The organism is Vibrio sinaloensis (assembly GCF_023195835.1).
GTDB lineage: Bacteria > Pseudomonadota > Gammaproteobacteria > Enterobacterales > Vibrionaceae > Vibrio > Vibrio sinaloensis_C.
Map to the genome: position 1 here is coordinate 618,524 of NZ_CP096199.1, position 15,248 is coordinate 633,771.

The following is a 15,248-nucleotide window of genomic DNA, read 5'->3' on the forward strand; positions in this document are numbered from 1 at the left end:
GAGTCGAAAGTTGCAGGCAAAGCTGGATGATATTTAGGCTTAATTTTCTGAATTTCAAAGAAAAGGGTTGAAATGTATTGTCAACCCTTCCAAGGTTTTCTCGCCACTCGCCACTCGCCACTCGCCACTCGCCACTCGCCACTCGCCACTCGCCACTCGCTACAACATATCCACGGCTTTCTCGACCGCAGCTACCAAACTTTCTACATCTTCGATTGTATTGTAAGCGGCGAATGAGGCGCGAATGGTGCCTGTTACGCCTAGCGCATCCATCAGTGGGTGAGCACAGTGGTTTCCTGCTCTGACGGCGATACCTTGCTGATCAAGCAGAGTGGCAACATCTTGATGATGGACGCCGTCGATAACAAATGAGATCACCGAAGCGTTGGGTTGATAGCCGAGAATGCGAACGTCATCCAACTGCTCAAGCGCTGTTTTAGTTTTTTCTACCAGTTGATGAATATGCGTTGCTAGCGCGTGTTGATCCAACCCTTGATACCATTGAATCGCTTTCATTAGGGCGATAGCGCCGGCAACGTTTGGTGTGCCCGCTTCGAACTTGCCTGGTAGTTCGCCAAACGTCGTGCCAGCAAAAGAGACTTTCTCGACCATTTTGCCACCACCGTGCCATGGAGGCATGGCTTCTAGCAGCGCTTGTTTGCCATACAGCACGCCAACTCCTGCCGGCGCGTAGAGCTTGTGGCCAGAGAATACGTAGAAATCGGCATTGAGCTGGGTAACATCAACGGGCTCATGCACGATACCTTGCGCGCCATCGACCACAACAACGGCTCCGAGCTTATGTGCGCTGGCAATCACCTCTTCAACCGGTTGGCGAGTGCCGGTGACATTGGTGATATGGGCCAAAGCAACGATCTTACATTTATCAGTGAGTAAGCGATTAAAGCTGGCAAGGTCAAATTGGCACTCTTGAGTCATTGGGATCTTTACTACCTTCGCCCCAGTTTGCTCTGCGACAATTTGCCAAGGAACGACATTCGCGTGGTGCTCCATTTCACCCACTAGGATCTCATCGCCGGGTCGCAACAGATTGCGTGCATAGGTTTGGGCGATAAGATTCAGCGCTTCGGTTGCGCCGCGCGTCCAGATAATCTCTTTGCTTGATTGAGCACCGATAAACTCAGTTACCGTTTCTCGCGCGCGTTCAAACTCGCTGGTGGCATGAGCCGTGAGACTGTGGCTGCCGCGATGCACGTTGGCATTTTGCTGCTGATAGTAATGAGAGAGGGCATCGATAACGCATTGCGGTTTCTGTGTCGTGGCCGCGCTGTCAAGGTAGACCAGTCTTTGGCCATTGACTTGCTGTTGAAGCGCAGGGAACTGAGCTGCGATGTGTTTGGCATCAAACATTATTCATCACCGAGTTTGTGGTATTGCAAGGTTGGAATAGTCACCATGGGCTCTGCAACGGTCCAGGCATGCGCTTTGCCGGAAAGGTTGATAATCACTTCCATCGCAAATTCTAAAGCGGTTCCGGGCCCTTGGCTGGTTAACAGGTTGTGGTTGACGTCATAGGTCACACGTTTTACCCGCCAGTTTTTGGCCGGGATGTGGCTTTCAAAACTGGGATGACAAGTCATTAGCGCGTCTGAGTAAAGGCCATGGTGAGCAAGCACCAGCGCTGGCGCGGCACAGATGGCGGCAACCAGTTTGCCTTCGTACATTTGTTGGCGAACAATCTCCACCAGCACGGTACTGTCTCGGAAAGTTTCAGCGCCTTGCACACCGCCAGGAAGGATCACCGCATCAAACTCATCATCGGCAATATCCACTAACTTGCAGTCCGCAGTTAACGTTACCCCTCGAGAGGCTTTCATTGTCAGTTGACCATTAAAGTCGGCACTGGCGACAACCGTTTCATAGCCAGCTCTGACCATCATGTCGATGATAGTGACCGCTTCCATCTCTTCGGTGCCAGGTGCGATAGGGACGAGGACTTTCTTTGTCATGATTGCTTCCAACCTTGTTCGATGTTTTTGACTGCTTGGTAGAGCTCGAGATTGACAGGCGTTGCGATGCCGTGTTTCTGGGCTGTTTCGATGAGATACCCGGTGATAAAGTCTATCTCGCTTTGGCGTTGATGAACAATATCCTGATTCATTGACGACAGGTTTTTTGCTGTTGCTTGTATGACCTTAGCGACAGAGTGAGTGAGCTGTTCTTCATTGGTGCTCAGGCCTTCTGCCTGCATAACTAAGGTGACTTCTCGAATGACAGCTTGCAAGGTAGCCGCGTGTTGGGGCTCAGCTAGCGAACCATTGGGAACTTGATGAATGGCGCTAAGCGGGTTAATAGCACAGTTAATCGCGAGTTTATTCCACAAGGCGCTAAGAATATCAGGATTCCATTTTGCTTGCGGCAAGCTGTGCTGAAACACCTCGGCGACAAACGAGCAGCGTTTGCCCGCCTGATTATAGCCGCCAAGCTCAGTGTTACCGTGCCCTGTGTGACGCACTTTACCCTGCGACTCTCTTAGCGCGCCGTGGGTGGTGGTCGCCACGATCAGTGGGTTATTAGCAAAGCGTTGCGCTATCTGTTCAGCCGTGCCCATGCCGTTGTGCATCAGTACAATAATCGTTTCGCTAGCAAGTTTTCCCACTAGGCTTTGTAAGCTTGAGACGACTTGAGGAGCCTTTAATGTCACCAATAGCAGATCTGCTCGAGATAAAGCGTCGAGGGAGTTATTGTTAAAGTAAACGGGTGGGTTCTCTTCCAGTTGGAGCGACATGGTTGGGCTGCTGTGTCGCGACCAGACTGAGACAGAATGTCCGGAACTGTATAAATGAGAGGCCCAAAGAGAGCCAATAGCGCCGGGGCCAAGAACGACAATATTCATCTGTTCGTAAGTCAGTGGGTTTGGCAAAGAGGATAAGACGATAAAAATAGAAAGCAAATAAAAATGGCACCTTAGTAGTAAGGTGCCATTTGGGGTTTCTTTGTTTGCAAGTTCTATTAGAACTTGTAGTTCACGCGGTAGATTAGGATATCGCCGTAGCCTTTGATACCTAATTTGTTTTCAGTAAAGCGGTACAGTACGCCAGTAGACCAGTCTTTAGTTACGTTCCACATTGCGTTTACGCTGCCGTTCCAGCCTGTCTTGCCACCTTGAGCTGCAGTGTACTCTTCGTTGCGACCAAACTCGTACTCACCCCAAGTGGAGAATGTGAAGCTTTGGCCTGCCAGTTCGGTGTTGTAAAAACCAACCCAACCAGCCATACCACCGTTGGCACCGTTAATTGAACCTTGGCTAATTTCGTGAACACCGATGAATGGTGTGAATGCCCAACCGTCGCCTTGTAGACCTGTATAGCCTAGACCAAGTACGCGGTTCTGTTCGTTAAAATTAACGCCGTTTGTATTGTAAACTTGAGCGTAAAGGCTAACTTTGGTGTCCATTAGGTTGTAGTGAATCGTACCTTTCGCCGAAGCACCACGCTTGTCTGAAGCACTATCAACACCTTCATAATCGTAGAAACCGTAAATTTGGCCCCAGTCAAAGCCTGCGCCACCCTCAATGCCTAGTACCGCTTTGTTGCGACTCTTAAGATCGCCGCCGAAGTTGTCTTGTGACTTGCCTGTACCGTGATCCCAGTTTTGGTAGTCAAGGTACATGCCGCCGAAGCCATATAGATACTCTGCTTGTGCTGGGATAGCAGCAGCCGCTGCAATAACGCCAAGAGCTAAAAGTGATTTACGCATAATGGAAACTCTCTATGTTTGTTAGCTTAAATATTCATCAGATATTTGTTTGGTTGCTCAGTCTGTGCTGGGCTTTGCTGATGCGCATAATATCGATAAAAATCTCAAAAGCCATGTGCAACACGTGTAAAAAAACATAAAACAGGTGATCTACATCTCACTAACGGGCAAAAGTTTCACGTGTAACGGAACTTTCATTTTATTGCACAAAAAGTGATTCAGGTATCGATTACGCAAGCGATTTCTTTAGATTTGCGGTCCATCTTATAACCAACAGTTTTAGTGAATGATCTCAATATAGGCAGGTAACGTAACTGTTATCAGGAAGTTTAGGAGTCACTATTTATGCCTGAGATTATGTTGTTTCCACTTAGTTCCGTGGTGTTACCCGAAGGCAAAATGCGCTTGAGAATCTTTGAACCTAGGTACAAAAGGCTCATTTCTCAAGCGCTCAAGGGAGATGGAACATTTGGTATTTGCTTGTTCGATGCGTCTCTCGCCTCAGCGGGGCAGGAGTTATCTGCGATTGGCACCCTAGCCAAAATAACCGACTTTGAGTCACTTGAAGATGGATTGCTGGGGATATCCGTAACCGGTTTGAAGAAGTTTCGCATTAAACGGGTTCGCGTCGAATACGACGGTTTGCGCTTGGCAAGGGTGGAGTGGTTGCCCAACTGGGACGTGACCAACTTTGACCACCAGTCGGAATCAATCAGTAAGCATTTAGGCGATATCTACCACCAATTCCCTGATTTGGGGAACCTTTATCAACAGCGCTTTTTTGACGACGCGAGCTGGGTCAGTCAGCGTTGGCTGGAAATATTGCCGATCACCAATCAACAGTTCGACACCTTAGCCCAGCAGCCTGATTGTTATCAGGCGGTCGAGTTTTTAAAAAGAACCTTAGATAGTAGCTACGTGCAGTGATCGCTGAATCAGTTTGATCGTATACAATGGATAGAGAGCTCTCATTAAGGATATCGAAATGGCCGAGATAGATACCCAAGCTTTTAAAAAAGCCGACTGGGCGTCGTGTATGGAACGAGTGAAGCAGAAAGATAAGCAGGCGTTCGCTTTGGTGTTCACTCATTTTTCTCCGCGTTTGAAGCAGTTCGCATACCGTCACATGGGTAATGAGCAAGTGGCGTTAGAAATTGTCCAGGACGCTTTGGCGACAGTGTGGCAAAAAAGCGCACTGTTCGATGGTGAAAAAAGTTCCCTTTCGACTTGGATCTACACGATTGCACGAAACCTCTGTTTCGACACCCTTCGCAAGCAGAAGGGCAGAGATGCACACATTCATTCTGAAGACATTTGGCCGAATGATTACTGTCCGCCAGACATGGTAGAGCACTACTCTCCCGAAACAGAGATGTTAAAACAGCAGATCGTCAAGTATTTAGACATATTACCTGATGCTCAGCGAAAGGTTGTGAAAGCCGTATACCTCGAGGAGCTTCCACATCAACAAGTCGCGGAAATGTTTGATATTCCGCTCGGAACGGTAAAGTCGCGCTTACGACTGGCCGTTGAGAAACTACGCAACACCATAGAGGCAGATAAATTATGAGCTACCATCCACAAGATCAACTTCTCCAAGCATACGCTCAGGGTACGCTGGATGATGTGAGTGCCTTTACGGTTGCGACCCACATCGAGGGTTGCCCTAAATGTCAGCGAGCCGTTGCATTGTTGGAGGCCCAGTGCGGCGATGCACTATGTACAGCTGAGGTGGAGAGCCATGACACGATGCAAGCCATGTTTGATCAAATTGTCTCGCTAGAGCAAAACGATGAGCCAATTCGCCCTCAGCGTCAGCCCTCTTACATTGAAGTGAACGGCAAGTCGTTCCGATTACCTTTATCATTGTCGCGTTTCCGCGATAGAGTGGGTGAATGGAAAAGCTACGGCGGCAAGGTGTTTAGCGCTTCAATTGATATCTCACATGACTCGCGCGTAAGTTTAATGTACATCGCCGAAAATGTGTCAATACCACAGCATACTCATAAAGGGTTGGAGTCGACCTTGGTGTTACATGGCGGATTTAGTGACGAAGATGGTCATTACGAAGCGGGTGACTTCTTACTGAAAGACGCCTCAGTGAAACACAGCCCGATGACTAAGCAAGGCGAAGATTGTTTGTGTTTAACTGTACTGACTGAGCCTATGATCTTTACTCAAGGCGTAGCCAGAGTATTCAATCTTTTTGGTAAAGGTATGTATCCTTAATCCTTGTTTTATTTAGTGAAAAGGCTTGGTGTGACCAAGCCTTTTTTTGTTTCTATTGATTAGAGGTGATTTGCCGCTCTTGTTCGACGTCACGATGCCGCGCTCTATCGAGCATATCAGCAAAGTAATGGCGTAGAGAGTAGAGCATTATCAAACTCGGAATAACCATGACTGCGGTAAGAACAAAGAAGGTTGACCAATCATTGAGGTAGTCGACCAGTTCGCCAGAGAATGACGCCAGTGTGGTGCGTCCGAAGTTACCCAGTGATGCCAGTAGTGCATACTGGGTGGCAGAGAAAGCTTGCCCAGTCACTACGGTTAAGAATGAGACAAATGCCACGGTTGAGAATGCCGAGGTGAAGTTATCAACCACGAGTGTCGCTAGGAACAGCTGCTCATTCGGGCCTACTTTGGCGATCCATGCAAACATTAGGTTACTGGAAGCCATCGCGATACCGCCAATCATTAAGCCTCTGACGATACCAAACTTGACGTTGACCATACTGCCGACCAGGGTAAACAGTATTGTTAGTCCCCAACCAATTAACTTCGAATAGTAACCAATTTGTTCGTTAGAGAAGCCGATTTCCTTATAGAAGGTGATCGACATACGACCAAGAAAGGCCTCACCAATTTTGAACAGAAACACAAATAGCAATAGCGTAAGCGCGACGCGAAATCCGTTGCGTTTGAAAAAGTCCAAGAAAGGCTCAACCACGGTAACGGTTAGCCAGGCAAGAGCCCGATTGCCGACGACTTTACTGTGTCGCTGCTCGGCGGCATCTTGCAGTGCATCGCGCTGAGTGTTTGGCTCGCCGACCAACAGAGTAAACAGTATTAACACGCCAACGATGGCCGCCATACCGTAATAGACGCCGTTCCAGCCAATGGCATCGGCGTTGATAAACGCCAGATAACCAGGCACAGAGTAACCTGTCCACCAGCCGATAACCGCCATCGCTGAGGCTTGTGGCAGCTTAGATGATTCTGATTTAGGGAAGGTATCGATACGATAAGCATCGATGGCAATATCTTGTGTTGCCGAGGCGATCGCGATACCTAAGGCTAACATCGAGGTAAACATTAGGTTGGTAGCGGGATCGACACCAGCGATAAACAGAGTACAGATCAGGACCAAGGACTGGCAGAGAAGTATCCAACTGCGGCGCTGACCCAACAGAGAGTGCAACACAGGGAGTTTGACTCGGTCAACAAGCGGCGCCCATAAAAAGTTGATGGCATACACGGCGAACACGCTACCAAAATAGCCAATTGCCGCGCGCGTGAGGCCCGCGTCTTTCAGCCAGCCTGACATGTTAGAACCGATCAGTACCCATGGAAAACCACTTGAGCAACCGAGCATAAACACCCACATTAGGCGCTTATCCATATAACTGCGAATGGTTTCTAGCCAAGTCATCGAAGCGGAGTCAGAAGACATACATCTATCCTTGTTCAGTTTGAGGTCAGCAAGAAAAATTAAGGCTCGAGCACTGTGCTGAGCCTTTGTTGCTATTTAAGAAGTGTTGCGCTGGTGATGATAATAGGTTCGACAGGGACATCGCGGTAACGACCAACAGAGTGAGTGGGTTGTTGTCCCATTTTCTGAATGACGTCGAAGCCTTTAGTAACCTTGCCAAACACCGCGTAGCCTGGTGGACGCTGGTCGTAGTCTAGGAAGTTATTATCGACAAAGTTAATGAAGAACTGACGAGTCGCGGAGTTTGGATTGCTGGTTCTGGCCATCGCAATCGTCGCACTGCTGTTTTTTAGCCCGTTTGATGCTTCATTTTTAATCGGTGGGTAGGTTGGCAGCGATTGCATATTTTGGTCAAACCCGCCGCCTTGCGCCATAAATCCTGGGATCACGCGATGGAACTGCGATCCGACATAGCTGCCATCTTCAACATATTTAATAAAGTTAGCGACAGTCACCGGTGCTTTCTCTTGGTTCAGTTCCACGGTAAATTGGCCAAGGTTGGTTTCGAACTCGACTTTTGGCCCGGCCAACACCATGCTGTTAAACAGGGCCAATGAGGCAATAGCAGTTTTCCACATTAGAAACGCTCCCGCATGTAATTTTGTAGTTCACGGTCATCAGCGATCTCTTGCATCACTAGATTAATAACGTCGTTGAGAACGGTTTCGATTTCATCATTTGAAGCACTTAAAGCGCCGGTACGTTTAGCGGTTCCGGTGTAGGTTTTAACCAGTTTGCCTTGAGGTGTTTCTGCAGTGATTTCAATCACGACTTTACCGTCCATCTCGTTTTCCATCACAGTGTGCTCAACGGAGACGAGGGCTTGTTGCACTTCTACTTGAAGTGAGTTTTGGCTGTTTACTGTGCTACGGAAGCCCTGTGATTGAAATTGTTCAAGTAGTGCGTTCTCGATTGAGATACGAACATTTTGCTTAGAATGAATCGGTTCGATGTTTGAGCGTCCGCTATCAACCAGTGCGACATACTGCGCCGAGCGAACATCCTTACTGGTTAGGGTAAAGGTGGCATCTTGAACTAAGTCGCTATTGCTCAGTACAGCTTTCGGCATAAAGTTGATTTGCTCTTGCTGAGGTGCTGAACAGGCAGCGAGTAGTGCCACTGAAGCGGCTAGAACCAGTTTTCTCATTGCAATTTCCTTTTTTGGTACTTCTGAGAGCTTTAATGTTCAGAAAGATAATAGTGGACTATTTAGTCGCTTGTAAAATAACAAATTTCTTGTTCGAGGCAACGACCTTCACTTTCGCCTTGCCAAACAGTCGCGCTAACTTTCCATCGTAGCCGAGGTGGCGATTGCCGATAACTAATAATTGTCCACCAGAGGTAAGAATTTGCTTTGCATCACAGAACATCTGCCACGCGATATGATCTGTGATGGCTTGCTGCTGGTGAAATGGGGGGTTACAAACCACAAGATCCACATCAAGATCGTTGATATCGTCCAGACAATTGTTGGCGATACAACGAAACTCTCGTGCTGCACCCAAGTTAGTTTGGAGGTTTTGACGGGCAGATTCGACCGCCATAAAGCTTTCGTCAACACAGGTGAGCTCGAGCTGTGGATTCAGCTGCCCCAGCTTAACCGACAACACACCGTTTCCACAGCCGAGGTCGAGTGCATGTTTGATATGCTCATCTTGCGGAAGGTGTTGCAACATAAAACGGGCACCAAGGTCGAGACTTTCGCCCGAATAGACATTGGGTAAGTTATTGAGCTCAATGTTTTCACCATCAACTAACCAACGTGTATTAGAGCTGACTAGAGGTTTCACATCACAGTTGGCCTGACTAAACACTAAGCGGTGCTTTTTCCACGCTAAAGAGGTATGAGTTTGACCTAGATGTTTTTCGAACAGCTTAAGCGTTGAACTGTGGATCTCTTTGGCTTTGTTGACCGCAATAACGGAGATCTCTTCGCTCAGTGTGCTGCGCAGTTGACTCAGTTGCCAAACCAAATGGCGATTACTTTTGGGTAGTTGGATTAAAACCAAATCTGCATCCGCAGGAATGGGATCCATGGTGGTTGCGAACGTGATATCAGGGCACTGATTGCGCTGCAGGTTGTGTCGGGTAGCTTGCTGAGCAATAAAGGAGTCGCTCATCATGGTAATTTTGTATTGGTGACTAAACCAACAGCTCAAAGCGCCAAAATTGTCGTTGAGGATAACAATGTGCTTGCCAGGTGCCAGTTGCATTTCCTCGACGTGATTGATGAGGTACTCATCGCCTGCATCCCATGCTTGAAGTGTCTCATTGTGGCGCTGGGGGTATCGGTATAGGGACAAGGTGCGCTCGCGCAGCGCTAACTCAGTTTTCATAGTGGTGGCACTGTGTGTTCGATAATGGCGTGATTGTCGCAAATGCTTGCGGCCGTGAAAACTAAAACCTTTAGCTTTAGCGCCATCAAGATTATGATTGAGGTTAAGGTTGTTGACTCTTATGGTGAAGCACAATGGTGCAGCAAGAAATAGAAAATAAACTCCAGCAAACTTTTAACCCTGCTCACTTAGAGGTGGTAAACGAGAGCTATATGCACAACGTGCCCTCGGGATCTGAGAGCCATTTCAAAGTGATTATCGTCAGTGAAGCGTTTGCTGATAAACGTTTGATTGCCCGTCATCGCCAAGTGAACCAAACCCTTGCCGACGAGCTGGCGAATCACATTCACGCTCTGTCTATCCACACTTACACGCCTCAAGAGTGGCAGCAGCAAAAAGGCATCGCTCCAGATAGCCCTATGTGCTTAGGTGGCGCCAAATAACCATCAATCGTTAGGGCAGTGTTACTGCCCTTTTGTTTATCCCTACACAAAGTGGGCATTAACAAGCTAGAAACAAATTGACACAATGATTGTTTTTAAAACGGAATATGTCAGGGTGTGAATGGATGTTTTAATACGAAATCGCGCTAATATCTCTGTTTGTGCGGTGGCTCAAAGTTATGACTATTCTTTAGCCTTTTGAGCGCAATTCCTTCGAAATATCACGGTTTATCCTGTCATTCATCATGGCATCCAAATCAAAAAAGATGATAGACTATCGCACCTGATAAATCTCGCCGTCTTCCTGTAGCGAGATTTTTAATAGGATGTTGCGATTTTGGTGTTTTAAACGGCACCAAAACCGGACACTAGTGTCGTGTCTAAAAGTTACGCAATTAAAGAATCTTTTTCCCGATAAAAGTAGTGCAAGTGCGTATGATTACAATAAAGAAGGGTCTGGACCTTCCTATCGCAGGAACTCCTACCCAGGTGATTAATGATGGTAAGACCATCAAAAAAGTCGCCTTGCTTGGCGAAGAGTACGTCGGCATGCGTCCTACTATGCATGTCCGCGTAGGCGATGAAGTAAAGAAAGCTCAAGTTCTTTTTGAAGACAAGAAGAACCCAGGTGTCAAATTTACTTCACCAGCAGCTGGTAAAGTGATCGAGGTTAACCGTGGCGCTAAACGTGTCCTTCAATCGGTAGTGATTGAAGTGGCAGGTGAAGAGCAGGTGACGTTCGATAAGTTTGAAGCTGATAAACTAGCAGGCCTTGACCGTGAAACGGTGAAGACTCAGCTGGTGGATTCAGGTCTTTGGACTGCTTTACGTACTCGTCCGTTCAGCAAGGTTCCTGCAATTGAATCTTCTACAAAGGCTATCTTCGTAACTGCTATGGATACTAATCCGCTAGCAGCACAGCCTGAGTTGATCATCAATGAACAACAAGAAGCGTTCGTTGCCGGTTTGGACCTACTTTCAACTTTGACTGATGGCAAGGTTTACGTCTGTAAATCTGGTACAAGTCTTCCTCGTTCCTCTCAACCTAATGTTGAAGAGCACGTTTTTGATGGCCCTCACCCAGCAGGTCTTGCTGGCACCCACATGCATTTCCTATACCCAGTGAATGCAGAAAATGTGGCGTGGAGCATCAACTACCAAGACGTTATCGCGTTTGGTAAGTTGTTCCTAACTGGTGAACTTTACACTGACCGCGTTATTTCTTTGGCCGGTCCTGTGGTAAACAACCCGCGTCTCGTTCGTACGACTCTTGGTGCTAGCCTTGACGACGTAACAGACAGCGAGTTGATGCCAGGTGAAGTTCGTGTGATTTCCGGTTCAGTACTCACAGGTACTCACGCAACTGGTCCTCATGCATACCTAGGTCGTTACCACGTTCAGGTTTCTGTATTACGTGAAGGCCGTGAGAAAGAGCTATTCGGTTGGGCAATGCCTGGCAAGAACAAGTTCTCTGTCACTCGCTCATTCCTTGGTCATATCTTTAAAGGTCAGTTGTTCAACATGACAACGACCACTAATGGTAGTGACCGTTCGATGGTTCCAATTGGCAATTACGAACGTGTATTGCCGTTAGATATGGAACCGACACTGCTACTTCGTGATCTGTGTGCCGGTGATACCGACAGCGCTCAAGCGCTCGGTGCACTTGAGCTGGATGAAGAAGATTTAGCATTGTGTACCTTTGTTTGTCCTGGTAAGTACGAGTACGGTGAGCTACTTCGTGAATGCCTAGATAAGATCGAGAAGGAAGGGTAATTTTCATGGCTCTTAAAAAGTTTCTTGAAGACATCGAGCATCACTTTGAGCCCGGCGGTAAACATGAGAAATGGTTTGCTCTGTACGAAGCTGTCGCAACAGTTTTCTACACGCCTGGTCTAATTACAAAGAAGAGCTCGCACGTTCGTGATAGCGTTGATTTAAAACGCATCATGATCATGGTTTGGTTCGCGGTATTCCCAGCAATGTTTTGGGGTATGTACAACGCGGGTGGCCAAGCTATCGCTGCACTTAACCACATGTACGCGGGTGATCAACTCGCCGCAGTAGTTGCAGGTAACTGGCACTACTGGCTGACAGAAATGTTAGGCGGCACCATTGCCCCTGATGCGGGTGTCGGCAGCAAGATGATCTTAGGTGCGACTTACTTCCTACCTATCTACGCGACGGTATTTATCGTTGGTGGTTTCTGGGAAGTACTGTTCTGTATGGTGCGTAAGCACGAAGTTAACGAAGGTTTCTTTGTTACTTCTATCCTGTTTGCACTTATCGTTCCACCAACGCTACCTCTATGGCAAGCAGCGCTAGGTATTACATTCGGTGTTGTTGTTGCTAAAGAGATCTTCGGTGGTACAGGTCGTAACTTCCTTAACCCAGCACTTGCTGGCCGTGCTTTCCTATTCTTCGCTTACCCAGCGCAAATCTCGGGTGACGTAGTTTGGACTGCAGCTGACGGCTTCTCTGGTGCAACGGCTCTTAGCCAATGGGCACAAGGTGGTAACGGCGCACTCGTGAATACAGTAACTGGCGCTCCTATCACTTGGATGGACGCATTCATCGGTAACATTCCAGGCTCAATTGGTGAAGTTTCAACTCTCGCACTTATGATTGGCGCAGCGATGATCGTTTACATGCGAATTGCTTCTTGGCGCATCATTGCAGGTGTGATGATCGGTATGATTGCGACAGCGACGCTGTTCAATGTTATCGGTTCAGATACTAACCCAATGTTCAACATGCCATGGCATTGGCACCTAGTATTAGGTGGTTTTGCATTCGGTATGTTCTTTATGGCAACAGACCCTGTATCAGCTTCGTTTACCAACAAAGGTAAGTGGTGGTACGGCGCGCTTATCGGCGTGATGTGTATCATGATTCGTGTTGTGAACCCAGCGTACCCAGAAGGTATGATGCTGGCGATCCTATTTGCGAACTTGTTTGCACCTCTGTTCGACCATGTAGTTATCGAGAAGAACATCAAGCGGAGACAAGCACGCTATGGCAAGTAATAACGACAGCATTAAAAAGACGCTGGGTGTTGTTGTCGGGTTGAGCCTTGTTTGTTCAATCATCGTATCAACAGCAGCTGTGGGTCTACGTGATAAGCAGCAAGCCAACGCTGTACTAGACAAACAAACTAAGATCGTTGAAGTCGCTGGCATTGAGTCTGAGGGCAAAAAAGTCGCTGAACTTTTTTCTCAGTACATTGAGCCTCGCCTAGTCGACCTTGAAACAGGTAGCTTTGTAGAAACGGCTGCCAATGGTGCAACTGCGGCTGAATTTGATCAACGTGATGCGGCTAAGAATAGTGAGCTTTCTGTGGCACTGCCTGCAGATGAAGATGATGCTAACATTCGTCGCCGTGCAAACACTGCCGTTGTTTACCTAGTGAAACAGCAAGGGGACGTTCAGAAAGTGATTTTACCTGTACATGGTAAAGGACTTTGGTCAATGATGTATGCCTTTGTTGCGGTTGAAACTGACGGTAATACGGTATCTGGTATCACTTACTATGAGCAGGGGGAGACTCCTGGATTGGGTGGTGAAGTAGAGAACCCAAGTTGGCGTGCCCAGTGGGTTGGCAAGAAATTGTTCGACGAAAACCATAAGCCTGCAATTAAGATTGTAAAAGGTGGCGCTCCACAAGGTTCCGAGCACGGTATCGATGGCCTATCTGGTGCAACACTAACTGGTAATGGTGTTCAAGGCACATTTGATTTCTGGTTAGGCGACATGGGCTTTGGTCCATTCCTAGCAAAAGTTCGTGACGGAGGTCTGAACTAATGTCTAGCGCACAAAACGTTAAAAAGAGCATTCTAGCGCCAGTATTGGATAACAACCCAATCGCGCTACAGGTGCTTGGTGTTTGTTCTGCTCTTGCAGTAACAACTAAACTAGAAACTGCATTTGTAATGACACTCGCGGTTATTTTCGTTACGGCGTTGTCAAACTTCTCAGTTTCTCTGATTCGTAACCATATCCCAAACAGTGTGCGTATTATCGTTCAAATGGCGATCATTGCATCATTGGTAATCGTGGTTGACCAAGTGCTTAAAGCATACCTATACGATATCTCTAAGCAGCTATCGGTATTTGTTGGTTTGATCATTACCAACTGTATTGTTATGGGTCGTGCTGAAGCGTTCGCAATGAAGTCTGCACCACTACCATCTCTAATCGACGGTATTGGTAACGGTCTTGGTTACGGTTTCGTTCTTATCACTGTTGGTTTCTTCCGTGAGCTGTTCGGCTCGGGCAAACTATTTGGCCTAGAAGTACTACCTCTAGTGAGCAACGGTGGTTGGTACCAGCCAAACGGCTTAATGTTGCTTGCACCGTCTGCATTCTTCCTAATCGGCTTCCTAATCTGGGCAATCCGTATTCTGAAACCAGAACAAGTAGAAGCGAAGGAGTAAGGACGTCATGGAACATTATATTAGTCTGTTAGTTAAATCGATTTTCATCGAGAACATGGCTCTGTCTTTCTTCTTAGGTATGTGTACTTTCCTTGCGGTATCTAAGAAAGTTAAGACCTCTTTCGGCCTGGGTGTTGCGGTTGTGGTTGTATTGACCATTGCTGTGCCAGTAAACAACCTAGTTTACAACCTAGTACTTAAAGAGAACGCTTTAGTTGAAGGTGTCGATCTTAGCTTCCTAAACTTCATCACCTTTATCGGTGTAATCGCTGCACTTGTACAGATCCTAGAGATGGTTCTAGACCGTTTCTTCCCACCTCTGTACAACGCGTTAGGCATCTTCCTACCGCTGATCACAGTAAACTGTGCGATCTTCGGTGGTGTATCTTTCATGGTACAACGTGACTACAACTTTGCTGAATCCGTTGTTTACGGCTTCGGCTCTGGTGTGGGCTGGATGCTAGCAATCGTTGCTCTTGCAGGTATCCGTGAGAAGATGAAGTACTCTGACGTGCCTCCGGGTCTACGTGGTCTTGGTATCACGTTTATTACTGTAGGTCTTATGGCGTTAGGCTTTATGTCTTTCTCTGGTGTTCAACTGTAAGTC

17 protein-coding genes are annotated in these 15,248 nt (G+C 47.4%); 9 read left to right on the forward strand and 8 right to left on the reverse strand.

Translation table 11 applies throughout. From position 1 onward, the window contains the following. Positions 1 to 159 precede the first annotated feature (159 nt). The 4 genes from csdA to MTO69_RS02895 all read right to left on the reverse strand — a co-directional run bounded on the left by csdA (position 160) and on the right by MTO69_RS02895 (position 3,720). Positions 160 to 1,371 (reverse strand): cysteine desulfurase CsdA, encoded by a 1,212-nt coding sequence (gene csdA / locus MTO69_RS02880; RefSeq protein ID WP_248330965.1) that lies wholly within the window; start codon positions 1,369 to 1,371, stop codon positions 160 to 162. Next, on the reverse strand, positions 1,371 to 1,970 hold the full coding sequence (locus MTO69_RS02885; protein ID WP_248330967.1) for a DJ-1 family glyoxalase III: 600 nt from the start codon (positions 1,968 to 1,970) through the stop codon (positions 1,371 to 1,373). Before MTO69_RS02885 ends, csdA begins: the two co-directional genes overlap by 1 nt. Beyond that, positions 1,967 to 2,857: a 2-dehydropantoate 2-reductase gene (gene panE / locus MTO69_RS02890; RefSeq protein ID WP_248334286.1), complete on the reverse strand. Its 891-nt coding sequence runs from the start codon at positions 2,855 to 2,857 to the stop codon at positions 1,967 to 1,969. The genes MTO69_RS02885 and panE overlap by 4 nt, the downstream gene beginning before the upstream one ends. Positions 2,858 to 2,973: 116 nt before the next feature. Beyond that, a complete protein-coding gene (locus MTO69_RS02895) occupies positions 2,974 to 3,720 on the reverse strand; it encodes an outer membrane protein OmpK (protein WP_248330969.1) in 747 nt (248 codons plus the stop codon). Between the two features lie 345 nt (positions 3,721 to 4,065). Between MTO69_RS02895 and MTO69_RS02900 the strand changes: the two genes are divergently transcribed. Genes MTO69_RS02900 through MTO69_RS02910 form a run of 3 tightly spaced genes read left to right on the forward strand, consistent with a single transcriptional unit; the run spans position 4,066 to position 5,949 of the window. Continuing rightward, entirely contained in the window at positions 4,066 to 4,647 is a 582-nt protein-coding gene (locus MTO69_RS02900; RefSeq protein ID WP_248330971.1) for an LON peptidase substrate-binding domain-containing protein, read from the forward strand. 58 nt (positions 4,648 to 4,705) lie between these two features. Then, positions 4,706 to 5,290: a sigma-70 family RNA polymerase sigma factor gene (locus MTO69_RS02905; protein ID WP_248330973.1), complete on the forward strand. Its 585-nt coding sequence runs from the start codon at positions 4,706 to 4,708 to the stop codon at positions 5,288 to 5,290. Next, on the forward strand, positions 5,287 to 5,949 hold the full coding sequence (locus tag MTO69_RS02910; protein WP_248330975.1) for a ChrR family anti-sigma-E factor: 663 nt from the start codon (positions 5,287 to 5,289) through the stop codon (positions 5,947 to 5,949). Before MTO69_RS02905 ends, MTO69_RS02910 begins: the two co-directional genes overlap by 4 nt. A 52-nt stretch (positions 5,950 to 6,001) precedes the next feature. Here the strand turns inward: MTO69_RS02910 and MTO69_RS02915 are convergent, their stop codons facing one another. From MTO69_RS02915 to MTO69_RS02930, 4 genes are all read right to left on the reverse strand, one after another. Then, positions 6,002 to 7,390 (reverse strand): AmpG family muropeptide MFS transporter, encoded by a 1,389-nt coding sequence (locus tag MTO69_RS02915; RefSeq protein WP_248330977.1) that lies wholly within the window; start codon positions 7,388 to 7,390, stop codon positions 6,002 to 6,004. A gap of 71 nt (positions 7,391 to 7,461) precedes the next feature. After that, the gene (locus MTO69_RS02920; protein ID WP_248330979.1) at positions 7,462 to 8,007 is read right to left on the reverse strand and encodes a peptidylprolyl isomerase; all 546 of its coding nucleotides are present in this window, start codon (positions 8,005 to 8,007) and stop codon (positions 7,462 to 7,464) included. Continuing rightward, a complete protein-coding gene (locus MTO69_RS02925; RefSeq protein ID WP_248330981.1) occupies positions 8,007 to 8,576 on the reverse strand; it encodes a YajG family lipoprotein in 570 nt (189 codons plus the stop codon). The genes MTO69_RS02920 and MTO69_RS02925 overlap by 1 nt, the downstream gene beginning before the upstream one ends. Positions 8,577 to 8,634: 58 nt before the next feature. After that, positions 8,635 to 9,765, reverse strand: coding sequence for a methyltransferase (locus MTO69_RS02930; protein ID WP_248330983.1), 1,131 nt, complete (start codon positions 9,763 to 9,765; stop codon positions 8,635 to 8,637). A 134-nt stretch (positions 9,766 to 9,899) separates the two neighbouring features. On the opposite strand from MTO69_RS02930, the gene bolA reads away from it, so the two are divergent. The 6 genes from bolA to nqrE all read left to right on the forward strand — a co-directional run bounded on the left by bolA (position 9,900) and on the right by nqrE (position 15,245). Beyond that, a complete protein-coding gene (bolA, locus tag MTO69_RS02935) occupies positions 9,900 to 10,208 on the forward strand; it encodes a transcriptional regulator BolA (RefSeq protein ID WP_248330985.1) in 309 nt (102 codons plus the stop codon). A gap of 435 nt (positions 10,209 to 10,643) precedes the next feature. Next, positions 10,644 to 11,984: a Na(+)-translocating NADH-quinone reductase subunit A gene (locus MTO69_RS02940; protein WP_248330986.1), complete on the forward strand. Its 1,341-nt coding sequence runs from the start codon at positions 10,644 to 10,646 to the stop codon at positions 11,982 to 11,984. A 5-nt stretch (positions 11,985 to 11,989) separates the two neighbouring features. Continuing rightward, the gene (locus MTO69_RS02945) at positions 11,990 to 13,234 is read left to right on the forward strand and encodes an NADH:ubiquinone reductase (Na(+)-transporting) subunit B (RefSeq protein ID WP_248330988.1); all 1,245 of its coding nucleotides are present in this window, start codon (positions 11,990 to 11,992) and stop codon (positions 13,232 to 13,234) included. Continuing rightward, the gene (locus MTO69_RS02950; protein ID WP_248330990.1) at positions 13,224 to 14,009 is read left to right on the forward strand and encodes a Na(+)-translocating NADH-quinone reductase subunit C; all 786 of its coding nucleotides are present in this window, start codon (positions 13,224 to 13,226) and stop codon (positions 14,007 to 14,009) included. The genes MTO69_RS02945 and MTO69_RS02950 overlap by 11 nt, the downstream gene beginning before the upstream one ends. Next, a complete protein-coding gene (locus MTO69_RS02955; protein WP_248330992.1) occupies positions 14,009 to 14,641 on the forward strand; it encodes an NADH:ubiquinone reductase (Na(+)-transporting) subunit D in 633 nt (210 codons plus the stop codon). The genes MTO69_RS02950 and MTO69_RS02955 overlap by 1 nt, the downstream gene beginning before the upstream one ends. A gap of 7 nt (positions 14,642 to 14,648) precedes the next feature. Next, the gene (gene nqrE / locus MTO69_RS02960; RefSeq protein WP_005436652.1) at positions 14,649 to 15,245 is read left to right on the forward strand and encodes an NADH:ubiquinone reductase (Na(+)-transporting) subunit E; all 597 of its coding nucleotides are present in this window, start codon (positions 14,649 to 14,651) and stop codon (positions 15,243 to 15,245) included. The last annotated feature ends 3 nt before the right edge of the window (positions 15,246 to 15,248 follow it).